The sequence below is a fragment of the Thalassobacillus sp. C254 genome (assembly GCF_001310615.1).
Window position 1 is genome coordinate 24,446 of the sequence record NZ_BAXQ01000027.1, and the last position, 25,476, is coordinate 49,921.

A 25,476-nucleotide genomic window follows, 5' to 3' on the forward strand; every position below is an offset into this window, starting at 1 on the left:
ATTCCTGGGAAGTTCAGTAAAGAGACCTTCCTCTAAGAAGGTGACTTGATGTCAGAAGCAACGAACTCAAATAAAAAAAACTAACGCTTTTTGCTTTAACGTGGCCGATTTTTATCGAAACTCTCCTCCATATGGTGATGGGAAATGCTGATACTCTAATGTTAAGTCAATATTCGGATGAAGCCGTAGCCGCTGTAGGTGTTTCTAATCAAATCCTCTCTTTGGTTATAGTCATGTTTGGGTTTGTGTCTACAGGTACTGCTATTCTTATCGCCCAACATGTAGGGGCCAAGGAAGAGTCATCTGCTGGAAAAGTGGCTGTCGTCTCCCTAGGAGCTAACCTACTTTTCGGATTTGTGCTTAGCATTGTTTTATTTAGTTCGAGCTCTATTCTTATGCAAATGATGAACTTGCCAGAAGATCTTTTTGATACCGCCAATGTTTATGTGATGATCGTCGGTGGATTCATCTTTATTCAAGCCATTATTATGACGTTAGGAGCGATTCTCAGAAGTTACGGTTACACAAAAGACTCTATGAAAGTCACAGTGGGAATGAATCTTTTAAATATTATAGGAAATTATTTATTTATCTTTGGTCCCTTTGGCTTTCCAGTTCTTGGTGTCACAGGTGTAGCGATTGCTACCACAGGGAGTCGTTTACTAGCAATGATTGTGTTGTTTGTAATTGTTTATAAGAGAGTCAAAGGTGAATTACCCTTTTCTTACCTTCTAAAAAAACCAGTACGGGAACTAAAACAATTGTTAAAAATAGGTATACCTTCAGCAGGTGAACATCTAGCCTATAGTACTTCCCAAATGATGATTACTTACTTTGTTGTTCAGATGGGAACCGAGGCACTAACTACGAGAGTCTACACTCTTAATATCATAATGTTCGTTTTCCTGTTTTCTGTCGCAATTGGGCAAGGTACACAAATACTGGTTGGTCACTACACTGGTGCAGGTGATAAAGAAAAAGCGTACTATCGCTGCATGAGAAGCCTGAAGCTTGCGGTCATCATTTCTACACTCATGGCTGCCATGGTATACCTTAATAGTTCCTATATTTTTCCATTTTCACAGCTAATGAGTCCATTATTTCGGTAGGGTCGACACTTATTCTTCTAACAGTGATATTGGAACCAGGACGAGCAGCAAACCTAGTTGTTATCAATTCCCTCCGAGCCGCAGGGGATGTACAATTTCCAGTTATTTTGGGCATCATATCCATGTGGGGGATTTCTGTTCCGTTAGCCTATATCCTCGGTGTAAATGTAGGCTGGGGATTAATCGGGGTGTGGGTCGCTATGATCAGCGATGAATGGTTTAGAGGATTAGGTATGATCTGGAGATGGAAACAAGGCAAATGGCGGAATATGGCTTTTACAAAGAGAAACACCATACAGGAAGCCCAAGGATACGAGTAGTGCCCCCTCCCCCGCCTGTTAGAGGTATTTTAAACACATTCAGCCGAGAAGTCTCCTCCCTTAAAAACCTTACACCTTTACCTATAAGGGGGAGATAAATCGGCTTCAGACAAGGACAAGCTTTTGCCTGTTCTATTTTATGACATTTTGGTACCAATAAACCTATGGTGTTCTTTGATAACTGGATATAGGAGGTGCAACAGGAAAAATGATGCGAAAACCAAGCACCTCTGTTGCGGAAAATATCCAAGGTAATAAAAGAACTCCGAAACATCGGATATCTAGGGTAGGAACTACCCAAAGCTAGGAGACGAATGATTGCTTTCGTCGGGGAGTTGAGAAGCTCCAACTTCAAACGTTAGTTAAGTGGTGAGTAGTTCACTAAAATTTTTTACCCCCTTTTATTAAATATAAGGGTAAATGCATAACCCCGTACCACTTTAGTGGTGATACGGGGTTATTTTTAGGATTCGGTAATTTCGACTTACCCTTTTGAGACAACTCCTTTGCATTATTATACAATTACTGGGAATATTTCCCCTAAACGGTTCGCACGAATAACCTTCTCTTGAGAAAAATGAGTGGAAAAATCAAGAATGTAAAGCCAACCAGGCAGCTCCTGTTACCCCTGCATCATTCCCTAATTCTGCAACCACAAACTCCGTGTCATCTTTTACCTTTTTTAATGCAAATCGACTAAAGTGGCTACGAAGAGGATCTAGTAATGCATCCCCTGCTGAAGAAACACCTCCTCCAATCACAATCTTTTTAGGATTTAAAAGAGTACAGGCATTGGCAATGACTAGTCCTAAATAAAACATGGAACGATCTATTACTTCTTTTGCCAATTCGTCCTCCTTAGCTGCTGCTTCAAAAATATCCTTTGCTATTAATTCGTTTCCTTTCTTTTGGTGAAGAAGTGAGTTGCTCCGTTGCATTAATCCCTCTAGTGCTTCATTTACCATTCCGGTTGCAGAGGAAATTGTTTCAAGGCAGCCTTTTTTTCCACAGTTACACTTCTTTCCTCCGAAAGGGTCTACAGTAATATGCCCTACCTCTCCAGCCATCCCTCCTACTCCATGGACTATTTTCCCGTCAATTATTACTCCTCCTCCCACACCTGTTCCTATCGTAAAACACATTACATCTTGTGCGCCTTTCCCCGCTCCTTTCCAAAACTCACCTGCTGCAGCCAAGTTAGCATCATTATCCATAAGGACTGGTGTCCCTAAACTTTGAGATAAAATGGAGACGAGTGGATAATCTCTCCAACCAATGTTTACAGCAGATTCTACCCTTTCATTTTCATTATCTAGAAAACCTGGAACACCAATACCCGTTCCACTAAGATTATCTAAAGAAAGCCCTTTTTCCTCTAGTTTCATCACAACAGACTGTTTAACCTGAGGTACAATGTAATTTCCTTCCTCTTGGTTATCTGTAGGAATGGACCACTTTTTTACCATTTCACCCTTTCTTGTAAACAATGCCATTTTAATTGAGGTACCTCCTACATCAATTCCCAGTATGTATGCCCTGCTCATCTTTTCCTCCCCCTCCTCGAAATGTTTCATGGTAGTTATCACCTTTAAAATCTACCTCTCATAAAACTACGAGCCTCCTGTAGTTATAAGGTGTCCCTCACTTTATCTCCTACGCTGGATACTAATTCCTCAACAGTTTGCATAGCAGGGTTCTCGATCACTAGAAAACAGAGCGACACCTCCGTTTTCCCACACGCTCATCTCTTATATTCAAACAAGGAAGAGAACCTTTCTGGACCCTACTTTCTTTAATTTGAGCAAACGGTTGCACATATTCTCATTGAACGTTCTTGTCACTCCATAACTCTATAGATTCTACACCCGGTTGGGGATATATTCCCCCAGTCATCACTTTTTCTCCCTCTTTGATAAAGATCTCAACAGAAGAATGGTCTCACAAAGATACGAAGCTTTAACAAGTTTAATCTTCGGTTCATTGGTTTCCTGTGTACATTTTCCATCCTTCTCGATTGCACTTCCAGAAACACATCCATCTTAATCATAGGCTTCCTAGGGCTAACGCCACTGGAAGGTGCTCCTAGTTTACAAGACCCCTGCTCTTTAGATGATCTTTAGATGATCTTTAGATGATCTTTAGATGGACCGACCCAATGTATGGATCGCCATTTTGGTGAATAAGGATCGTGCTGATAGAAAAGATGATATTCTCCCTTTTAATAAATAACCCATTTGGATCATTCATCCAAAAAGCAAGCGGGGCAACATATAATTCAAACGCCATTTGTTTTATCTACTTCTTCCTGGTGTCTCTGTAAAGAAAGGGTTGCCTTGTGCAGTTGTTCGTTAAGGTTGCTAATACTCTCTCTACTTTACCGCCATTCCACTTATTACAAACCTCTCTTATTAGAAGTCTACTTGAACCATTAATCTTCCAGAACGTTTATCCAACATGGTCTGTTGTTCACCTCGTAATCATAAGCTTCTCTTCAATGTGTGTTTACGTCAATTTATACACAAATGCCTCATAGGGTTGTATGACCATAACCTCCTGATCATCTGATTCCTCACGTGTTTTGTCATTTGTAATCAACAATTCTTTGTTCTTTTTGTTATACCTTGCTCCTAAGTTACGTTTAATCACCTTGTTTGAGAAATTACAAACGACTAAAAGCATTTCGCTACGGAGTGTTCTGGTGTACGCAAATATATTTTCATCTTCTTCTAACAAAGGATCATACCTACCATATACCACTACGTCTTCACGTTTTCTCAACTGAATCAATTTTTGATAAAAATAAAAAATTGAATTACGATCTTGTAAAGCGCTCTGTACATTTATCTCCTTATAATTTGGATTAACTTTTAACCAAGGTGTTCCTTTTGTAAATCCAGCATGTTCGTCGGAATTCCACTGCATCGGTGTCCTGGCATTATCCCGTCCTCGAGCATGGATCGATTGTAAAAGTTTAGCAGGATCACTATTCTTTAAAGTGATCTGTTCGTTATACCAATTTACTGTTTCTATGTCTTTGTAATCTTCGATGGACGAAAAAGCAACATTCGTCATACCAATTTCTTCACCTTGGTAGATATAGGGAGTACCTTTCATCATGTGAAGACATACAGCAAGCATTTTTGCAGACTTTTCCCTATACTCCCCGTCATCTCCAAACCGTGATACTACCCTGGGTTGATCATGATTATTCCAATAAAGGCTATTCCACCCCTCATTTTCTAGGCCTTTTTGCCATTTTGTCAATATTTTCTTTAGATCGGTTAATTTCCAAGGTTGGTCCTCCCATTTACCAGAAGGTCCATTTCCCAGGTCCATGTGTTCAAAATGAAAAACCATGTTTAATTCATTTTCGTTTTTCGCCTGTATATTGTTTTGCCTCATCTATATTTATACCTGGCATTTCACCCACTGTCATGATGTCATAATTTGAAAGAACCTTCTGATTCATTTCTTGTAAAAACTGATGAATTCGTGGACCATTCATAAAATGCTTTGCACCTGATGCAAACGGATAACCCGGCTCCCGATCGCCATCAGGAAAGTTTTGGTTTTTGGATATAAAATTAATAACATCCATACGAAACCCATCAATTCCCTTATCAAGCCACCATCTCATCATATTATAAATATCGTTTCGTAGGTTTTCATTTTCCCAATTTAAATCGGGCTGCTTTTTACTGAATAAATGTAAAAAATATTCCCCTGTCTCTTCATCATATTCCCAAGCAGATCCGCTAAAGTTAGACTCCCAGTTATTTGGTTCAGAACCGTTTTTTCCTTCTTTCCATATATAGTAATCTCTTTTGGTGCTTTCCTTGGAAGAACGTGATTCAACAAACCAATGATGTTCATCAGAAGTGTGATTCACCACAAGATCCATGACAAGCTTTAAGTCTCGCTTATGGATTTCATCTAGCAGCTCCTCAAAATCCTTCATCGTACCGAATTCTTCTAAAATCTTTTGATAATCACGAATGTCATACCCATTGTCGTCATTAGGAGAGTCATACACAGGAGAAAGCCAGATTACATCTATGCCCAGCCTTTTTAAATAATCGAGCTTTTGAGTAATACCCTTAATATCTCCGATACCATCATTATTACTATCCTTGAAACTTCTGGGATAAATTTGATAAACAACACTTTCTTTCCACCATTTTTTTGTTTCCATTTCTACATCCTTTCTAGAGTAAACGTTTACTCTCTTGAGATTATAAAAACTCCGCTTTTCGCCGAGTGTTTTACTTTTGACTCTATCTTATATGGCCTCCCCTTCGGAAGAAATACACCGCCCGTTTCAAGCCTTTTATCGTTTATGAACTCGAGCGGTGACATACACATTTCATTTTTTATGCTTAGCTAAACTCTTTATTGATTCCTGTTACTTTTTATATTCTGCTTCCTTTATGACCTTCCCCTTTCTCACTAATCCACCTTTATTACTACTGATGTCAAAGGCTCAATTGTTATAGTGCGCCCTGTCCGTTTAAAACCCGACGGTTCAGATACTTCCTCTATGCCAGCTTCATCACTATCTACTAAAACTGTACCCCTCATTAAATCCCTACTTGCGCGAGGTGGTAAAGTGAGTGCTCTTTCTTGATCGTCTGCATTGATAAATACATAATACGTTCCCGTTCCATCTGTTGATTCAGCTTTATATCCAATCATTAGATCCGTTTCTTCGATTTCTGGTGCATCAATGAATGATACATTAGACTCCACTTCATCCATCGTTCCTAATCTAAACGCATCCGTTGACCTTCTTAATTCAATAAGCCCTTTTGTGAACTCTCTCGTCAGATTATTGATTGGATATTCTTCCTCATTGGTCGCTTTTTCCCAGTCGATCATATTTATAGCGTCACTAGAATCATATGAGTCATTAATGAAATATGGATATTCAAATGGATTCCCATCTTCATCAACTCCATAATGTGATTTATATGGCGCTTCATCTGTCTCTGCTCGAAACTGTTTTGTACGACCAAATTCCTGCCCGGCATGAATAAATGCCGTTCCTTGAGAAGTTAACAACATCGTATTTCCTAGACGAATACGTTGATGAATTTCCTCTTGATGGTAATCAGGATCTTTCTGAATGGCAACAGCGATGACATCATGAAGGGTTAAGTTATCATGCTTTTCAATATAAGGAACCACATCACCTGGATGTGTCGCTTTAAAGTTGTGAGGTTGCGCTCTTACATTATCAAAAATTTGTTGAATATCTCTTGCGCCACCTGTAATAAATCTTGGCTCCCCTTCATGTCCAAAACCAGATTTTAATTCGTTTCTAAAATCATCAGAGAAAACGCCAACGCTCTCTGTATGTTGCATCCAATCTTGATCAGCTGGCATAACATCTTCATCACCATCATCACCTTCATATGTTCTCCAACCTTCACCAATCATGACTACATTCGGGTTGATTTCTTTTGCTTCGTCATAAGCGATTTGGATACTTTCTGCATCATGATCACCCATCAGATCAAAACGAAAACCATCTACCTTAAATTCTTCTGTCCAATACTTAATCGAATCAACAAGAATTTTTCGGCTCATTGCATGGGTTGTACCTAAACGACCACCGCCGTAACTGATTTTAGGTGTGCCGTCGGCATACATAAAATGGTAGTAGTTCGGAACTAGATCCTCAAATATTTCTACTTTTGCCGTATGGTTATACACGACATCTAAAATGACACCCATATCACGCGAGTGAATCTCATCGATAAGATTTTTCAGTTCTTCAATTCTTAATTCCGCATCATCGGGATCTTCTGAATACATTCCCGTTGGAGAGAAATAACTGTGTGGATCATAACCCCAGTTATAATTGTTCCCGGTTGAGGAATAATCTAACAATCTCTCAGAATCATATTCATTTACATGAAGATAACTCATGATAGGAAGCAACTCAATATGGGTTACACCTAAATCTTCAATGTAATCAAGCCTCTCAGCAAACGCTGCAAACGTCCCAAATTGACTTTCTAATTTCTCATCAATACTTGGATCAGAGGTGAAATCTCTTACGTGGGCTTCATAAATAATCGCATCTTCTCGCTTTTCAAAACCATCAATTTCCGCAAATTCGAGGTCCGGACCGATAGATGATGGATCGACAATGGCTGCTTTTCCAATCGGTACATCACCATCGCTATCCCAAGTAGCCATTGATTTAGCATAAGGATCAAGCCCAAGCTTTTTGTCTCCATCTCTTTCAATGACAAGATGATAATAGTAACCTGTTAAATCAGCTACACCTGTATTTCCTTCATTTAAATCAACTTGCCATACGCCACGATCCCCTAGATTCATGTCGATGTCATCAGTAACGACTTCATCTTGATCATCTTTATCATATAACCGCACGGCCACATTGTCTGCACCTGGGGACCAGAACTTTAATGTCGCAGTTCCGTCCTCATGAAGATCAATCCCTAGGTCACCGTCATATGCATACAATTCATCAATCGTTCTCCAGTCATTTTCTTGCCCTGCTACTTGATCTGTCGTGAGAGAATCAACTAGTGAAAAGTTCACTAAAGAAAATAGTATTGTAAATACCGTTAGAAATACAACGAGCTTTTTCCGGTGCATACTCAACGCAACCAACTCCTTTTTAAATAAAATGTAGAATGAATTTTAAGTAAGTACACTGATTTTCTCCTTTTTATCGGGTTTCCTAAGCTCAATGGAGCATTGTTAGAGCAAGTAGAATCACCTCCTTAGTGATTTATAAACACACTTGCATAAGTAATTTCACAATATGTGCAAACGTTTGCACATATTTGTAAACGCTTCACATAGAATAAAGCTTAATATAGCTTTTGTCAACATAAAATTTGCAATTTTTTGAATAGTAGATGATTTTTAACACAAGGGCTTGTTCATGCGTATAACTTGAATCCCTGCAGGCTCTAAGCTATCTTCAAGGCTAGAATCTGGTCGGTTTGTATATGTAAACACACATCTGGCTGTAAGCTCAACTCTCTATTCTTTTTTGTCGATAGAGGTGCTTTTTATTTTGAGAATACTTTGATAAGTTAATGAGATTATACTATAATTAATAATAGTAATCATTACGATTTAAAAAAGAGGAGTGTGTACATATGTATAAATTGCCTTTAGCGTTAGTGTTTATTGTTCTCTTGACTGCTTGCAGGAACAACAAACTAATGAAGAGGAAGGTCAAACGATTACGTTTGAAGATTCAGCTGTTATGGATAATTTTTTCACCACGACTGTTCACCTTAGTAAATGGAATGCTCCTAAGAGAAAAACATCCTCCTTTGAAGTATTCTGTAGCCACCTTTCACCTTAGAAATTTCACAACTTTTAATATCCTCATAAATAGATTTTTTATCCATTCCCGTGCCTATAAATACCATTTTTTCAATAGAAACTGACCAATCAAGAGGGTCCAAGGTATAGTTGGTTGGTGTATATTGAAAAATATATGTATTATCTTCAAAAGGAATAAGTTCCTTGGCCCTAAGAACCTTATTGTCTAAAGTAGTTAGAAACTGTTCAAATTTTTCCTATTAATAGGTTCTCAAAAGTATAAGAAAACGTATGTATACTCACTATACTTGCCTTTTCTATATTGCCTTTCTCCGTCTAATATGGCTACTTTTATAATGTAGATAAGAGTAAATAGGAATTATTACAAGATTGTAAAGGGTATTACGTCCTAGGTCAAATGCAGATTTACTTTTTCGTTAGGCCAAAATATGTTTTGATATTCTTGATGGCTGAGTAAAGAAGAAGATATACCAACGTCCACCATTCTCCAATAGTCAGTAAAACCTCAAAAGTTAATACTAATCTTTTACACACGGCACGACGAATAATCCTCTACCAAGAAGAGGAAACAAGTGGTCAATCTCTTCAGTAGTAAGTGCACAATTTCTAGTTAAGGAAAGTTATTTTGGTCCATACTCTACATGATTCTCAAGAACACGATCTAGCGCTTGCCACGTCATCAATGCACAATTATGACGTGCTCTTAGCTTATGAACCCCTTCTAAGGATAGAGCGTCTCCTAAATCGACTTCTTCAGCTATTTTACCTTTTCGAATCATTTGTTCCATGGCATGACGGAGTTGCGTCGCTTCTTTTAGGCTCCTTCCTTTTAATTGCTCTGTCATCATGATGCAGAAGCCATGCTAATGCTACATCCTTCCCCAATAAAAGAGATATCCTCAATATAACGTTCGTCCGACAACTTTAAAAACAATGTCATGACGTCCCCACAGGTAGGGTTTTTATAATGTTGCTGCAAGACTTGTTCGCCTTCTAGTTTTCTATGGTTTCGCCTATTCCTAGAATGCTCTATGACTAACTGTCGGTATAATTGATCTAGCACCCTTTACCCCTCCTTTACTCTTTTTACAAGTTGATGTGTCACTTAACACCACTTAATCGTAAATTGGTTTATTTTAACACTATAAAATATTCATTTTTTCATGATACTGGCTACCAAGTAAACATTTTAATTCCTTTTCTATAATCTCTTCCTAATTTCTACTTACTTGCCATTCACCTAAATGTTTTTCTATCTCACTTTGGTTTAGACTTTCACCTATGAAGACCAAGAAAGGTCCATAGGTTTTTCCCACCGTTCAAACAAAGGTTCCCCATACGAATAATTAAACAAAAATGATCCTGGGGACTCTTTTAATTGAACAAATCCTTTCACTCGGTAAAGGTGTTGTTCCATTCTCGTAGAGTTTCCACCAGTTGAACTCGATCTATTGGACCTTTCATGGGAGCGGTGATCGTTCTTAGATGTAAATGATTATGAACGTGAGAAGAAACCTGAACATTTTGTGTAGATCGACTCGAGTGGAGAGAAGTTGAACAAAATAATAAAGTAGGGTCAACGTTCGCAAACGTTACCGGCTTAACTAGTCCCCTTGGATTGATCTTCTGAACATCTTCTTTTATAGTATCTAATGCTGACTCACTTATCTGATCTATTTTATTGATTAGGACAATGTCAGCAAATTATACTTGTGCTTTTATAAGCTTTCTTAACTTTTTACATGCGCGAGTTTGGCTCTTCCAACAAAGCATAAAATCCTTAGTTATAGCAACCTATATGACTGGACAATCAATAAATGTAACAGGCGGTCAAGTAATGCATTAAAAATGGGGGATACCTCCATTTTTATTTTTACTATGATCCACTGACGGTTGCTAGCATTCAGGATGCGGTAGCAAATTACAAAGTGATCACTAGTGGGGGAGAAGTTGAAAATAATAAACTTTACATTATTATTCTCATAGGAGGAGCTTGGCTTTTACAAAGCTTACTAGGATTTCTACAAATAAAACACTTTAATAAACATTTTTTAGCGCACACTCCTCCTTTTGGGATTTTACTATACCAATGCTATTCCCTTTTTATAGAGACAAGTTGAGGGAAATACCCCGAGAATTGAATACCTTCGTGCAAGGAAAAACGATAAGATAGGCCACAAGCGGGTATATTTAGCTAAAATATGCTGCTTGCAAAACTTCTTTTAGTACACGAGAATAAATGCGGGTTAAACAATGCAAATTCTAAAGAACAAAAAAGGACCGAAATCTTCGGTCCTTTACCTTTTATTCTGATCGAGCGTAGTCAGGTTCAGTGTATTTAGCTTTTCTTTTGTAAACCACAACTTCGGAACCTTTTCTCCGATTAGAAACTACATGTGGTCTAACTTCCTTGACGGATTTTCCGATTCTATAAGAGCTTTTAGGAATTTGCTTGTCTGATGACAGGGTGTATTTTTTCATTACACATCACCTCTAAAAAGGTAGTTAGCTACCCTTAACAATTCATGGTTATTTACGAATAACAAATCCAGTTCCTCTGTACTTAATTCCCTTGCACCGCTCATATGAATCGTTGCAACTAACTGATTGCCTATAGGATAGCACAGCAAATAAGTTTTTACAATGTAATCATCTTTCAAAACAACGAGGTCTTCACTATTAAGGTAACTTTCAACCACTTTTATTTTTTTATCATTCTGATCCACCTTATTGTTAACATTAAAAGGGAATGATTTCCCTTTTCCCTCATTTCCAGCAACTTGAGTTAATTCTTCTTCTCCCGCTACCCAAATGGCCCCCCCGCTAACAGTGAAACCTTCAGGAGTTGAATATGCAGTCCGCAAATTTTCATATAGAGCATTAAATTTGTCTGAAGGATTATGTAAAACATATTTTGTGAAGTGAAAAAGAAATTTAGTGACTATGGCATTGTTAGATTCTTTTCTTTGAAGTTGACCGACAATTTCTTCTAGGTTGGGAAATTTCCCAAATACTCAATTTCTTTTTTATAATCGCACATGAACTGCTTACCGCAGCTAAAAGGTTATTATCGCGACGCACTTCATAATGGAGGGGCGCCAGGCAGATAAATCGGTCGGTATCCTTATTCCGGTGACTTGATTATAGTCTGAATGGTCTGGTAATTGCTCTGGCATTAAGAAAAATACTCGATTTCTCCTTAGCTTTCCCCAAAATAATCCCATTTCAAACAGTGTGTTATCACGTGAAATAAAAAGTACTTCATCACGAATTTTCACAATATCATCAGGTGAGAAGACAAAGACAGCAAAATCTGCTTGATTAAGTTCTCTTTCTAAATGCTCCATATTGTATGTGTTTGGTTGTGTAAAAGCTGTATGCCACGGTGTAACTTCGGCAATATAACTTAAAGATTGATGAATAGCATCTACGTAACTTATTGATTCACGTGCTGATCCAATAAAAACTTTTGGTTTTTTAGTCATCTTCCTCCTCCTTTCTAAATGTTTTTCTATTTTAAGTTTATCATTTATTAATAGGGTATAAATTACTGAGTTAACCCTTTAGTGCAGAGTTAATAAACTTTAATCGATCCGTCTTTATTTGTTTGAAAGTATTGAATTAGTGATAACGTGTAATTATTTATAATTTCGTTTGAGAAACTTCTACATATTCTCAGAAGTGTTTTAGCTACAAACTACCCTAAATAGTAAACCATCTTCCATATAATCCAAAGGAAACCCTTCTACCTTGTACATATTAATATTTCTTTCTTAATAAAATGAAAATGAGTTAAGGATGGAGAGGAGAAGATATTGTGCTACAACTTATCGCCCTTGTAATTATTATCATTTCCTTGTTAAGTTGGTTAATAATCTTTTCCTATTTATTTAAAAGCATGATAAGCAATATGGCAGGCATGGTAATTGCTATGACATTAGGAATGATCGTTGGTTTAAGCACAGGGACAGTAACATCTATTTTATATCCCACTGCCTTTTTTGAAATGACAGTTATCAGTATGCTTATGGGTTTAGTCATTGGGGTTATATCAGGCTACCCCTTCTCTCTGGCAGCCTCTTTAGAAGGTGTTATGGCTGGAATAATGGGTGGAATGATGGGTACGATGCTCGGTGTTATGAGTGCTCCTGAAACATATATTCAGTTGCTACTGATAATGAGTCTTTTAACTGCAGCTGTTTTCTTTCTCGTGTACCTGTTACAAATTTCTGAGATAAATAAAGTAAAAGCGGAAAAAAAGGTTTTGTTTCCACCAGTTGCTTATTTTTTTGTTGTTTGCCTTTTCATTATCAGTTTTCATACTTATTCTTTTCAGACTCCCAACAGTATTATAGATGACTCTTCTCATTCTCATGCTTCAAACAACAACATCATGCTTCATGCCACGGAATATAGTTTCCATCCCAAGAATATTCCTATACAACCAAACGAAGAGATTACTTTTACGTTAATGAACTTGGGTTCTCAGGAGCATGACTTTGTAATTAAAGAGGCAGGGGTTCATATTCATACATTTCCCGGGACCACTAATAGCCAGTCGGTTATTTTTTCGGAGCCTGGAATTTATCAAGCTATATGTTCGCTTCCTAATCATACAGAAGCTGGCATGGTAACAACCATTACAGTGAGTAGTACAGATTAATAATGGGAAGACATAGGGCGTCTTTGGTTCACTTACTTTCATTATATCTGTTGGTTTAATCGATGGTCTCACAAACCCATTAGAGTTTCCTTTATTCGTCCCCTGAACCGGAACCCATGTTTCTTTTTCAATTGTGAGTGTTTCTTCGACCCCTATTAATATTCAATACACCATGGCATCTGCGATACAACAGATAAAAGAAACCCTTAAACAAAAAGGGCAATTAAAAGGCGAAATACATGATTTATTTAGGAGCAAACATTGGTTGGAGAAAGAATAGACCAAATCCTGCTGATTTGGTCTTAAGATTGAACTATTTTCTCGAGTTCCTTTAAATAGGTTACTTCTTGTTTTTCGGATTGACTGATTCTCCAGTTTTCCTATCGACATAACCGCCTTCCCCGTCCGGATTTACTACATTTACAGAAATAGCTCTATGCTCTTCTGCAGGCCCGGTATGTAACCTCTCATGAATATGATGGTGATTCTCATGAACATGAGGTGGCTCTTCCCGGATAAGTACTTGTTTACCGTTAGGAGTTTCAATATAATGTTGATGAGCACTTGCACTGCTTGCAAAAGATACTCCAACTGCTACCGTAGCTATCACTATTGCGGCCTTTTTTATCATAAAACTTTCTCCTTCCTGTGCTAATTCTAGATAATATATCAAAAAGAGTTTCTTATTTATATTTTAGTATACTATCTACGTTCACATGGCCACGTTAAGCAAATACTGAATTATATAGATGTATGCATGTTTGCACACAACAAGAAACGACAGGAACAGTCCTGTCGTTTACCTTGGAGATCTTCAAATTGATTGATTTATAACTAAGGACAGCTTATCTTGCAGGCACTTTAATGTTTATGGTCTTGGCTAAATGTAGTAAAAAGCAAATCAATATAAGATAGATAAGGGGATATACGCTTTCTAAATTTAAAAAATAAATGAGTAATAAAATGGTTGAACCTACAAAGGACAAGAGAAGAGATTTCATTATCGTCTTCTTATGGTGCTCCCACTACACTCATATTTTGTTCGAGGAAAAAAGCTTTAAGGAGAAACCTGTTTTTACACAGCTGTTTTGAACTTTCTTAACCGTAAAGTATTTAGAACCACTGACACTGAACTAAATGCCATAGCCGCTCCTGCCAGCATTGGGTTTAACAAAATTCCAAAGAAGGGATATAAAAGACCTGCCGCTACTGGAATTAACACCACGTTATAGCCAAACGCCCAGGTAAGGTTTTGCCAAATCATTTTCATTGTTGACTTGGATAAACGCAAAGCCGTTGCGATACTTGTTATATCTCCACGCATCAGTGTGATATTGGCGGTTTCCATAGCCACGTCTGTACCAGTACCGATAGCAATACCAACATCCGCTTGTGCTAAAGCTGGGGCATCATTAATCCCATCACCAACCATAGCAACCAACTTTCCTTGGTCTTGCAACTTTTTAACTTCCTCTGCTTTGTGCTCTGGCAATACTTCAGCAATAAAGTGATCAATTCCAGCTTCCTTGGCGATGGCTTTTGCCGTACGCTCATGATCTCCTGTTAACATAATCACATCAATTCCCATGGACTTAAGTCGTTTTATCCCAGGATAGTATCTTTCTTCAGGGTATCTGCAACAGCAATCACCCCTGCAAACTCTCCGTTCACTGACACATACATAGGGGTTTTCCCTTTGTCAGCCAACTGTGTGGCTTTTTCCTCAAATGCCTTTAACTCAATGTTATACTGCCTCATTAATTTTACGTTGCCAATCAATACGTCTTTTCCTTCCACCTCTGCTCTTAAACCTTGGCCTACAATGGCTTCAAAGGATTCAGGTTTTTGAATCTCTATACCCCTTGTCTTCGCTCCTTCAACGATTGCCTCCCCTAATGGATGTTCGGAACTAGTCTCCACAGAAGCAGCGATTTGCAATAATTCATTTTCAGAAAAACCGTTAGGAGTAGGAAGCACATCAGTTAGTTTAGGCTTACCTTCTGTAATGGTACCTGTTTTATCTAAGATCACAGTTTCTACTTTATGAGCACGTTCCAGGCTAGTGGCATCTTTAATTAATATTCCATTTTCTGCACCTTTTTCCGTACCCACCATAATCGCTGTGGGTGTAGCCAAACCAAGAGCACAAGGGCATGCAATAATGAGTATCGCAATAAATGTTGTCAGGGCGAAAATAAGGGATGGTTCTGGACCGATAAAATACCAAGTAATAAATGAAAGAACAGCAAAAATGACAACCGCTGGAACAAAATAAGCTGAAATGACATCCACTACCCGTTGGATAGGTGCTTTGGACCCTTGGGCCTCACTGACCATTCTCACAATTTGGGCTAAGGCAGTTTCTTGCCCCACTTTTGTTGCACGGAAGGTAAAGCTTCCGGATTTGTTAATAGTAGCCCCAATCACTTTATCTCCCTCAGTTTTCTCTATTGGCAGTGATTCACCGGTTAACATCGACTCATCCACTGCAGACCTTCCTTGAAGTATCGTTCCATCTACTGGAATACGCTCACCCGGTCGTACAAGAACATGATCATTAATTTGAACCTCTTCTACTGGCAGCTCAAGTTCTTCCCCGTCTCGAACTATTCTTGCTGTCTTTGCTTGCAAACTCATTAATTTTTTTATCGCTGTAGATGTTTGCCCTTTTGCTTTTGCTTCAAAGTAACGACCTAACAGAATAAGTGTAGTAATAACAGTCGTTACATCATAGTAGAGTTGGTAAGGAAACCCCATTTCCGTCAGCTGACTTGGAAACAAAGTCATCGCCCCGCTATAAAACCAAGCGGCCGTTGTTCCCATAGCCACAAGTACATTCATGTCAGCTGATTTATTTTTCAGCACTTTATAACTGTTCTTATAGAATCTCCACCCGGGTACTAGCTGGATATAGGTGGTTAATAACAATAAAAAAAACGGACTTGCAATAGCAGCAGGTACCCAATTACCCCATTCGTGCATCATATGTGGAATGCTTCCGATTAAAACAATTGAGGTAAGGATAGCTGCAATTGTAAAGTCTTTAAACAATTTCTTTGTTTCTTCTTCATTTTCATCTCTAAACTCTCTATTTGTTTTTTCTTCAATTAAAGTAGCTTTATATCCTGTCTTTTTAATTGCCTCTATGACACTTTCACCAGAAATCACTCCTTTTTCTCCGGTAACTTGAGCTTGATTTGAAGCTAAGTTTACATTCACTTCGTGTATACCTTCCACTTTTGAAACAGCTTTTTCGATTCTGTTAACACAAGAAGCACAACTCATCCCCTCGATTGAAAAGGTAAGTTTACGGCGAGTTGGCTCTTCTTCTATTTGTCTTGCACTATACCCGGCTTTATCAATGGCTTCCACGATTTGAGGGTGGATACTTCCTTTTTGTCCCCTTTCACTTGAGCTTGGTTTAACGCCAGGTTCACACTTACTGAATGTACTCCTTTGAGTTTGGATATTTCTTTTTCTATTCGGTTCACACAAGAAGCACAACTCATTCCCTGAATTGAAAACGTCCTGACAGTCATATCTTCCTCTCCTTTTCTACGTATTAAGGAAATTCAATTTATTGAGATACTTTTAGCGTTTTTTTGTCGCTAACTTCACGGCAAAATAAATAACAATCCCAATGAGAAGGAAACAAACGAAAACGAATAATATCATTCCCCAACCCATTATGTTCCAACCAAGTCCATTCATCATTTGCATCCACGTCCTTTAGCTTTTTTTCATTTTATCTAAAAAGTTAAAGAACCCTAGTGATTATTCTCACTAAAGGAAGAAAAATAAAGAAGGCAATCGTAATTATTTTAATAATACAATACCCTTGTATGGTATGTAAAGGGCACATTAATATTACATTTGCGCTGGTATTATAGAAGTAAAAAACCTTCTCTTTAGTAAAGAGAAGGCCACAGAGGTGGGATTTAAGAATCTACACTGTAACCTAGATCCTCAATCATTTCTTTAATTTGTTTCCGTTTTAGTTGGGTAGCATCAAAAGAAACTTCCACTACACCTTTCTCGAGTTCAACTTTCACTTCTTCCACACCATCTAGATCTCCAACGCTGTTTTCCACAGAGGAGACACAATGACCGCAAGTCATTCCTTTAACATGAAACGTTTCCGTTAGCATTACATCCACCTCCTTTTCCAGTCGTATTCACTACTTAACAAATCGTTGAAAAACATCCATTAACTCGCTTATTACCTCATCACCGCTATTTTCTTTTACCGCTTTAGAGACACAATGGGTAGTATGGTCTTCTAAAAGAGCTAGTGATACTTTATTTACAGCAGAATTTATAGCTGCAATTTGGTTTAATATATCAACACAGTAACGATCTTCTTCAACCATCTTATGAACTCCACGAACTTGACCCTCAATTCGTTTCAGTCGATTCAATAATTGTTGTTTATTTGGCTGGACTACCCTTTTAGGAGATGGGTTAGAGAGGTCTTCCATCTATTTCACGCCCTTCTTGATAAACATTCTTTCAAAACTAGTTATACAATATGTGATCCGTTATATGACCGAATAACATACCACTATATAGATCTTACTATACCCCAGTTATGTATCTCAAGAATAAATAAAAGTCCAGAAGAATAATTTGGACTTTTATTCCATTCTTTCTTCTCTGGTTTCTATAACTTCCAGTTTCAAGATCCTGAATTTTTCCAAAGGTTCTATTAATTCATTTGGGTAATAAGGGGATGGGTTTGTGTTTAAGAAAGACTCTTTTTCCTTCATTTCTTCTTGGGCATAATTTTCAAACCCATAGTCTAATAACCTTGTGGTGTCCTGATAACTCTGATCGGCAGTTCCGGCATTTAACACAACAACAATAAGTTCACGGTTATTTCTTTCGGCTGCGGTTACTAAGGTAAACCCAGACCTTTGGACAAAACCATTTTTAACCCCAAATGCACCATCATAGTTCCAAAGCATCCGATTGTGATTAAAAATGGTTGTTTCCCAGCCCTTGCCATTCCATTCCATTTCTTTTGTTGCTACAATTTCCCGGAAATCCTCATTAGATAAAGCATACCTCGTAATCTCAGCCATGTCATAGGCTGTAGTGTAATGATTTTCATTAAATAGTCCGTGAGGGTTCGTGAAATTGGTGTTCTGTAGATCTAAACGTTTTCTTATAAATTCATTCATTTTCTCAGAAAAGTCTTCTTCACTTACAGCCAGGTGCTCAGCAATCGCATGACCCGCGTCGTTCCCGGAACTAATCATGAGTCCTTGGACTAATCGTTCTAATGAGACGACTTCATCCTCTAGAAGATATACCCTTGTGCCTTCTATTGTTGTCGTTTCTTCACTAATTATTACTTGTTCTTCTGGCTTTCCCATTTCTAATGCAAGAATGCCAGTCACAATCTTTGTGATGGATGCCGGGTACATCTGTTTTTCGCCTTGTTTTTCATATATTATTTCCCCAGTTTTTCCATCCATTAAAAGAACAGATTCACTATAAAGGTCCAGGCGCTCTTGGGCAGAGGAAGAAAGCGGTGAATGGTAAAATAAACAAATAAACAATGATTGCTGTAACTAAGATTTTAGGTAGTAAAAACATAACTTCTCTCCCTTTTATTTGGTAGGTAAGAAATACAACATCATTTAGGTTCAGAGAAAGCACGATGTTACTTTACCTATAAAATATGAAGATATGATGAAGATTGATGATTTATTAGTTATCTTGTAAAAATTCTTTGGTCTTTGTCAGAAAACGTTCTTCATTCAAAGTGTTTAACTAAAAAACTGTTGAGAAGAATACACAACAGTTCCTTTATCCTTACCACTTATCTTTAGTTAAGGGGACCATTCCACTCTTCCATGCCTCCACCAAAATTAAATACATCTTGAAAACCTTGTTCGACAAGATAATCGACACTTTCTATACCCATCCGTCCTGTATGACAAATTAAAATTATACTTTGATTGCTGTTAAGTTCAGTCGTTCTTTGCTTAAATTCATCGTAGGGAATATTAATAGCACCAGATATATGACCTTCAGAATATAGTTCTTTTTCTCGCATATCAACGAGTTCTACAACATCTTTGTCCATGTTAGCTAACACAGTGTCTTGGTCGATTTCCTGCCACCCTTTAGAGATTTCAATTGAAGTCTGAAGCAAACGAATTAATGAATTGAAAAAGTATAACGGTTACCCCTACAGACAAGATAATCATGTATATTTTCTTAATTGTCCTCCCCTCCTATTTTTGATCTTGAAGCAAATGAGATGCCGGCTCCTATCATGTGCACGCAATACTTTCCAGTTAATTATTGTTTTGTAATTTAGCCTCTTTTTTAAGTTGTTCTTTGTGAGCCCTCCTTAATAAAACAAGAGTAATCCATGCTATAAAGTAAAAGACTGTCATAGCAACAAACGTATACCCATAATTCCCCTCTTCCCAACTAGGTAAATGAACAATGAGACCATGTACATCTTGATACATGCTTCTGCTCGCCTCCCTTTTAAACTAATAAACAGCTGCCAATACAATATTATCCTTTTAATAGTTAAAAATTCCCTAAATAAAATTATATATTGCATAATTTATTATTTCGTGAAATAAGTAAACTGATTTGTAAAGAGAAGAACATTAATTATATAGATGAATATCTAAATAAAGTTTAATTAGTATTATAAAGGTTAGAAAATCTCAGAAGGTTAAAATGAACCTACAGATATTTTAGGAAAGGCAGGCTGCAATAGGATCAACCTGCCTGTGCACATAGTGGAAGGTTATTTAAGACGTCTTTTATTCCGGTTTATTTGGAGCATTAGGGTCTGGAGTAAAGGAGGGTTCAAACCCTTCGTACTTAATTTCACTAACCATTCCATTACTTGCATGATGGAACTCATGGCAATGGAACAGCCAATTTCCTGGATTATCAGCCTCAAAGATGATTTCATACTCTTCCCCTTCTCGAACGTTTAACGTTTCCATTATGATAGGAGAACCGGAAACCTCTTCACCATTTCTAGAAATAACTTGGAAGAAATGACCGTGCAAGTGCATCGGATGATCCACTTCTGTTTCGTTTGCAATGGTCATTTTTACCACATCGCCTTCTTCAACTTCATACACTTCATGCCCTTCAGCTGTTTCCGTATCCATTTTTTTATTATTGATGGTAAAAGTTTCCCCACCATCTTCCGAGTCTAGGACCATATCGAATTCTTTGGTTACTTCTTCTAGGTTGAGAGATTCAGCAGGTTTTCCGTAGGATAAAGTATCAAATTCAGCTTCAGCCTCTTTTGTAGCAAGCTCTTCCTCTGTATACTCCTCATATACAAATGGTAGAACTGTGTGTAAGTTATCTTTATTTGTATCAGCAAATATTTCGACTCCGTAAGCTCCCGGGTTGTTAGCTTCTATTTCAATATCTACTCGTTCAGCAGCGCCTAAAGTTACAGAGGTATTAGAAAGAGTCTCAGGTTCATTGACTTTTTGTCCATCATAATGAGTCACTTTAAAATTATGGTCAGGGATTTGAATAACTTGTGTAAACAAACCTGCATTTACAAAACGCAGCTTCACTGCATCTCCTTCTTGCACTTCTACTCTTTCAATTTCAGGAGAAGCTTTACCATTAATGAGCATGGTATCGTACATGTGTGCCATCATTTCATCATGCGTCATCTCTTCTACCGCGCCGTGCGACTCATGATCCATCATACCTTCCATATTGCCATGATCTTCCACGCCTTCCATATTGCCACGATCTTCCATATTGCCATGATCCTCCATGTCTTCCATCATAGAAGAGTAATCATCTAAGACTAATACCTCGTCGATGTCATACTTTTGATCGTTCTCTGTTTCAATAACAAGGGGACCATATAACCCTTTTTCTACTTGGGTGGCTCCGTCTTGATGAGAATGGTACCAATACGTTCCAGGAGCATCCGCGGTAAATTCGTAGGTAAAGGAATCGCCGGGCATCACAACATTTTGAGTAATCCCTGGAACCCCATCCATCTCATGATCCAACGGAATGCCGTGCAGATGGAGTGCAGTAGGAACAGGTAAATCATTTGTCAGTTTTATTTCTACCTCTTCCCCTTCTTGGACTCTTATTTCTTCGCCAGGCAAAGTGTTGTTATAAACCCAGGCGTCAAAAGAAAGGTCTTCATTTAGAGACCACTCTTCCTCAGACGCTATTAAATGAACGGTGGTTTTTCCCTCCTCGTTTTCACTAGTCGAAGTATCACTATCTGAATTCTCAATTGCTATCGCCTCTCCAGTGACATCGCCAGTCTCGTTTATTTCTTCATCTACACTCTCGTTTGAACAAGCTGTTACTAATAAAACAGTAGAGAAAAAAAGAATATGCTTTTTGTTATTTTTCATATTTACCCTCCTCCATGAGTGATTGTGACATGGAAATGTGAAAAGATTATGTAGTTAAATAATTTAAACAGAGGGCAAACATAAAAAACCACTCTGCTTATAAACAGAATGGTTTTTACTGCCTTATTGATTGACTCGTCCAGCTCCTAGATAGCGGGGTCCCCAATAGGAACTATTCATATCCGAAACTGTTACACCGGTAGAAGAACCTGCTTGAATGAACTTTCCATTTCCTAAGTAAATTCCTGCATGTGATGGACCTGGTTTATAGGTTTCAAAGAATACAAGATCCCCACGTTGCGGATTAGACACACGGGTTGTTGCATTCCACATTTGAGCGACTGTTCTAGGGAGGGAAATGCCATGTTGACGATGGACATATTGTAAGAACCCACTACAATCAAACCCACTCGGTGAAGTACCTCCCCACACATAAGGAACTCCCTCAAAACTTTTTGCGGTATTAATCAAACTGTCAGCATTAGTTACTGTTACCCCTGCTACTCTTTGATTACTTGATAAAGAGGAGCTGCTGGTGCTATTAGAAGAACTATTAGCAGTGCTAGTATTAGAACTTGAATTATTTGAGGTAGATGAACTTCCACCCAAGGCGGCAAATGTTTGAGGACCTGCAATTCCATCTACTGTAATTCCTGCTGAACGCTGAAAGCTTCTTACTGCTCTTTCCGTTCGAGGACCAAAAGTAGAACCAGTAGATCCTGAGAAGTGTCCCTGTTCTTTCAGCTCTATTTGCAGAGCAGCTACAGAGTTATTTACTTGACCTCTTCTTAAAGTTCCGTTGCTTTGTATGGTTTCCACCCTGTCACTAGAAGAAACTGAAACACTGTTAGACGATGAATTTGAGGTGGAAGAAGAGCTGCTATTTACATCTAGAGCTCCAAATGTTTGAGGACCTGCAATTCCATCTACTAATAACCCATTTGCACGTTGAAAATCGATGACTGCTTGACGTGTAATAGGACCGAAGTAGTTAGTAGTTGTGTGGAAATTAAAGTGGCCTTCTTCTTTCAATGCTTGTTGTAGCTCTTGGACATCATTATTATTCATCCCCTGGCGTAATGTTTGGTCACCTAAGGCTGCCTCGGTGATGGTTGGAGTTAATAATAAAGCTCCTACAATTACTGTTGAGATCATAAACTTTTTCATAAAATTATTTTCCTGCTTTATAACCTTGTAAACCATTTATGTATTTCACAGGTGGGTGTTATAAGTCAGGAATACACCTCCATTTTGATTTTAAGTTAGTTGTTGGTTACTCTATGAGTCTTAATTCTAGATTGTAGTTTGCTGCTAAAAGCTTATACATAATCTTTTATGACGACAATCACTAATTGCAATTTGTAAACAAAGAGTAATACTTGTAACAAGAAGTAACATCTTGGTAAACAAAAGTATTAATTGTAGAAGATTGATATAAAACTTACTAAATTTATTATAGAATCCTATTATAAAAGGCCTCCTATTATAAAAGGCCCCTGAAATAAGGTACTTATTACTATGTAACACCTAGGTAACAGCAAAAGAGATCCCTGAGCTGATCAGGAATCTCTTTTGCTGTTACCTTCTTTTGAAATATTTTACTGTTTTCATCTACTCCTTTGTAGGATTCATCTACGACTATAGGTTTACAGTTTCGTATCTTCACTAAACGTTAGCCATACTAAATATTAGCATATCATTGAATAATATAGTGGCCGTAATCATTCTATCCAATTTCTTTTACATTTATAGTGCCCAGGTTCTTTTCTAGAATAAAAAGAACTAATGAATCAGTGAATACATAATTTCTCCATAAAAGCTTTTTATAATGTAAATAAATGTACCTTCTGTAAGGCTTAAGGGAAAGAGCACAGTAAAGGCAATACCAGTACTTCAATTTGTATTTTACAAGGAAAGCAGTCACGAGGTGATTATATGACAAAGAAAAAAGTTTTAATTATTGATGACGAAAGTGAAATGAGAAAACTCTTACGTATTTGTATTAAACCTACAAGCAAATTTACTATAGATACCGCTTCTTCAGGTGAAAAAGCTATGAAAATGGTAACAGAAACAAAGCACGACTTAATTCTACTAGATATCATGATGCCAGGTATGAGTGGATTAGAGATCCTTCATCAATTAAGGAAAAAGGAAAAGAATCAAGTACCCGTGATCCTGATTTCTGCGCTAGGAGACAAAGAAAGGATTGTAGAAGGCATCAACCTTGGAGCAGACGATTACGTAGTGAAACCTTTTGACCCGAAAGATTTACAAAAATGCATTCTGTCTGTACTCCGCAGAAGGACTTCTGTCAGGGAGGATGTCATCCTATTCCCCGATGGATTAAAAATAAGCATAGAAAAACAGCACGTGACCTATCAAAACAAACAAATTCCTCTAACGAATAAAGAGTTTGTTGTTTTTAAGAGAATGTCTCAATACCCAGGGCAAGTATATACGAAAGAACTGCTTGCTCAACTTGAGTTGTCTGGTGAAAGTGAGAGTATAAATATAGATTCTTATATAAGAAACATCCGAACAAAACTAAAGGATAGTGGCTTCGAAACAAACGTCATTAAAAAAGTCGATGAGATAGGATACCAAGTAATAAGAGAAGATATAGAATGTAATTAACTCCTTTTCCCTTATTCAAAGAAAAAAGAGTATCACCGTTTCCCTGGATAAGAGGAGTTACTGGAACCAATTCTTCCAACACCTATCAAGCTCCAATAAAAGATTTCACTTCCACCACATATCCTTAAAATACATTAACAATTAGTGTATATAGTTCCAATACGTTTCATGAAAAGCCAGTATTCTATTGACAAAAGCTACAGTGTAATCTTTAGGAATGTGAAAAAACAATATCCTTAATTACAGAAATGAATGGAGACTCTCCTGTCTGAAATTCTCTGTAACCAAATACCTTTGTTTATTTTCTTTGCATGTTCCCTTCTTGGAGGTTAAAGGGATCACTCGTAAAGACACGTTCTCCAACATTGTTTACCTTTTATTTTGTATTCATCTTGGAACGTGACTTCTTGCTTTCCTTACAAAAAGCCAGACCCTGTACTAAAATAATAACCAAAATAGAAATCAAAAACGGCCCTTGGATCCAATTAGGATTTTGAGGCATGTGTAAAAAAATGAAGTATGTAGTATGTAACACAACCAACATATAATATATGCCTGCTTTTGTTGTACGTGCTTCCATGTTTTTTGACCCAAGAAACGCATACTTTTATTATTTGAGGTCAGCAAGAGAAAGATTAAATAGATCGTAGCAACTATTCCTATAATGTTTCCTATGGCAAATCCAGGATGAAGAAAGAAGCTTCCCTCAACAGGACTAAATACGACAAACAAGCGTGAGAACTCCCACTCAATCCAACCACCAAAAATAATAAAAATATGAATGAGTGCAGCAATTCCTCCCCAAATCCCAAGTTCCCTTCTCGCAGGCAGCCACTTCCCAACCCCTTTTTAATCTTAGAGAAAGGCCCAAGAAACATAATAATAAAAAGATACAAGAGAGAAACATTAGCAAAAGCCCTATTCCAAGCGTGCATTGGATCCCACTCTGATCTAGTCAAAAAGAATAAATATGATATAAGTATTGTAATTACCCCATATACAATATGTTTTCGACAAAGTTTCACCCT

General features: G+C 37.6%; 17 protein-coding genes and 7 pseudogenes. 4 read left to right on the forward strand and 20 right to left on the reverse strand.

Annotated elements, in window-relative coordinates; genetic code table 11:
• Window positions 1–107 precede the first annotated feature (107 nt).
• A pseudogene (locus tag JCM19033_RS18550) lies at window positions 108–1,429 on the forward strand (MATE family efflux transporter).
• A gap of 590 nt (window positions 1,430–2,019) precedes the next feature.
• Here JCM19033_RS18550 and JCM19033_RS18555 read toward each other — a convergent pair.
• The 8 genes and pseudogenes from JCM19033_RS18555 to JCM19033_RS28465 form a co-directional block, all read right to left on the reverse strand.
• On the reverse strand, window positions 2,020–2,973 hold the full coding sequence (locus JCM19033_RS18555; protein WP_054637437.1) for an ROK family glucokinase: 954 nt from the start codon (window positions 2,971–2,973) through the stop codon (window positions 2,020–2,022).
• A gap of 277 nt (window positions 2,974–3,250) precedes the next feature.
• Window positions 3,251–3,355: pseudogene (locus JCM19033_RS28450) on the reverse strand (GH32 C-terminal domain-containing protein); the annotation flags it as partial.
• 190 nt (window positions 3,356–3,545) lie between these two features.
• Window positions 3,546–3,617, reverse strand: a pseudogene (locus JCM19033_RS28455) (hypothetical protein); the annotation flags it as partial.
• Between the two features lie 314 nt (window positions 3,618–3,931).
• Window positions 3,932–5,621: pseudogene (locus JCM19033_RS18560) on the reverse strand (alpha-glucosidase).
• 254 nt (window positions 5,622–5,875) lie between these two features.
• The gene (locus JCM19033_RS18565; RefSeq protein ID WP_083465583.1) at window positions 5,876–8,056 is read right to left on the reverse strand and encodes a pullulanase; all 2,181 of its coding nucleotides are present in this window, start codon (window positions 8,054–8,056) and stop codon (window positions 5,876–5,878) included.
• A gap of 671 nt (window positions 8,057–8,727) precedes the next feature.
• Window positions 8,728–8,985 (reverse strand): annotated as a pseudogene (locus JCM19033_RS28460) (GTP-binding protein); the annotation flags it as partial.
• A gap of 396 nt (window positions 8,986–9,381) precedes the next feature.
• Window positions 9,382–9,824: pseudogene (gene sufU / locus JCM19033_RS18575) on the reverse strand (Fe-S cluster assembly sulfur transfer protein SufU).
• Window positions 9,825–10,040: 216 nt separating this feature from the next.
• Window positions 10,041–10,178 carry a GTP-binding protein gene (locus JCM19033_RS28465; RefSeq protein ID WP_374701269.1) on the reverse strand — a complete coding sequence of 46 codons (138 nt, stop codon included), beginning with the start codon at window positions 10,176–10,178 and terminating at the stop codon, window positions 10,041–10,043.
• A gap of 511 nt (window positions 10,179–10,689) precedes the next feature.
• Between JCM19033_RS28465 and JCM19033_RS22690 the strand changes: the two genes are divergently transcribed.
• Complete coding sequence (locus JCM19033_RS22690) at window positions 10,690–10,881, forward strand: transcriptional regulator GutM (RefSeq protein ID WP_083465582.1); 192 nt, start codon at window positions 10,690–10,692, stop codon at window positions 10,879–10,881.
• A gap of 360 nt (window positions 10,882–11,241) precedes the next feature.
• On the opposite strand, the gene JCM19033_RS18580 is transcribed toward JCM19033_RS22690, so the two are convergent.
• Together JCM19033_RS18580 and JCM19033_RS18585 are read right to left on the reverse strand one after the other, a co-directional pair.
• On the reverse strand, window positions 11,242–11,625 hold the full coding sequence (locus JCM19033_RS18580; protein ID WP_054637422.1) for a hypothetical protein: 384 nt from the start codon (window positions 11,623–11,625) through the stop codon (window positions 11,242–11,244).
• A 192-nt stretch (window positions 11,626–11,817) separates the two neighbouring features.
• Window positions 11,818–12,246 carry a TIR domain-containing protein gene (locus JCM19033_RS18585; protein ID WP_054637423.1) on the reverse strand — a complete coding sequence of 143 codons (429 nt, stop codon included), beginning with the start codon at window positions 12,244–12,246 and terminating at the stop codon, window positions 11,818–11,820.
• Between the two features lie 332 nt (window positions 12,247–12,578).
• On the opposite strand from JCM19033_RS18585, the gene JCM19033_RS18590 reads away from it, so the two are divergent.
• A complete protein-coding gene (locus tag JCM19033_RS18590) occupies window positions 12,579–13,424 on the forward strand; it encodes a cupredoxin domain-containing protein (RefSeq protein ID WP_054637424.1) in 846 nt (281 codons plus the stop codon).
• 340 nt (window positions 13,425–13,764) lie between these two features.
• Here JCM19033_RS18590 and JCM19033_RS18595 read toward each other — a convergent pair whose 3' ends face one another.
• The 10 genes and pseudogenes from JCM19033_RS18595 to JCM19033_RS18640 form a co-directional block, all read right to left on the reverse strand.
• Window positions 13,765–14,055 carry a hypothetical protein gene (locus JCM19033_RS18595; RefSeq protein WP_054637425.1) on the reverse strand — a complete coding sequence of 97 codons (291 nt, stop codon included), beginning with the start codon at window positions 14,053–14,055 and terminating at the stop codon, window positions 13,765–13,767.
• Between the two features lie 444 nt (window positions 14,056–14,499).
• A pseudogene (locus JCM19033_RS18600) lies at window positions 14,500–16,963 on the reverse strand (heavy metal translocating P-type ATPase).
• Window positions 16,964–17,001: 38 nt separating this feature from the next.
• A complete protein-coding gene (locus JCM19033_RS26545) occupies window positions 17,002–17,148 on the reverse strand; it encodes a hypothetical protein (protein ID WP_269758378.1) in 147 nt (48 codons plus the stop codon).
• A gap of 214 nt (window positions 17,149–17,362) precedes the next feature.
• Entirely contained in the window at window positions 17,363–17,572 is a 210-nt protein-coding gene (gene copZ, locus JCM19033_RS18610) for a copper chaperone CopZ (RefSeq protein WP_054637427.1), read from the reverse strand.
• Window positions 17,573–17,602: 30 nt separating this feature from the next.
• Complete coding sequence (locus JCM19033_RS18615) at window positions 17,603–17,902, reverse strand: metal-sensitive transcriptional regulator (protein ID WP_054637428.1); 300 nt, start codon at window positions 17,900–17,902, stop codon at window positions 17,603–17,605.
• 156 nt (window positions 17,903–18,058) lie between these two features.
• Window positions 18,059–18,985 carry a D-alanyl-D-alanine carboxypeptidase family protein gene (locus tag JCM19033_RS18620; protein WP_269758379.1) on the reverse strand — a complete coding sequence of 309 codons (927 nt, stop codon included), beginning with the start codon at window positions 18,983–18,985 and terminating at the stop codon, window positions 18,059–18,061.
• A gap of 269 nt (window positions 18,986–19,254) precedes the next feature.
• Window positions 19,255–19,527 (reverse strand): rhodanese-like domain-containing protein, encoded by a 273-nt coding sequence (locus JCM19033_RS18625; protein ID WP_269758380.1) that lies wholly within the window; start codon window positions 19,525–19,527, stop codon window positions 19,255–19,257.
• Window positions 19,528–19,729: 202 nt separating this feature from the next.
• A complete protein-coding gene (locus JCM19033_RS18630; RefSeq protein ID WP_054637431.1) occupies window positions 19,730–19,909 on the reverse strand; it encodes a hypothetical protein in 180 nt (59 codons plus the stop codon).
• 306 nt (window positions 19,910–20,215) lie between these two features.
• Window positions 20,216–21,811: a multicopper oxidase family protein gene (locus JCM19033_RS18635; protein WP_054637432.1), complete on the reverse strand. Its 1,596-nt coding sequence runs from the start codon at window positions 21,809–21,811 to the stop codon at window positions 20,216–20,218.
• Window positions 21,812–21,934: 123 nt separating this feature from the next.
• The gene (locus JCM19033_RS18640; protein ID WP_054637433.1) at window positions 21,935–22,978 is read right to left on the reverse strand and encodes a peptidoglycan-binding protein; all 1,044 of its coding nucleotides are present in this window, start codon (window positions 22,976–22,978) and stop codon (window positions 21,935–21,937) included.
• A gap of 768 nt (window positions 22,979–23,746) precedes the next feature.
• Between JCM19033_RS18640 and JCM19033_RS18645 the strand changes: the two genes are divergently transcribed.
• Window positions 23,747–24,448 carry a response regulator transcription factor gene (locus tag JCM19033_RS18645; RefSeq protein ID WP_054637434.1) on the forward strand — a complete coding sequence of 234 codons (702 nt, stop codon included), beginning with the start codon at window positions 23,747–23,749 and terminating at the stop codon, window positions 24,446–24,448.
• The last annotated feature ends 1,028 nt before the right edge of the window (window positions 24,449–25,476 follow it).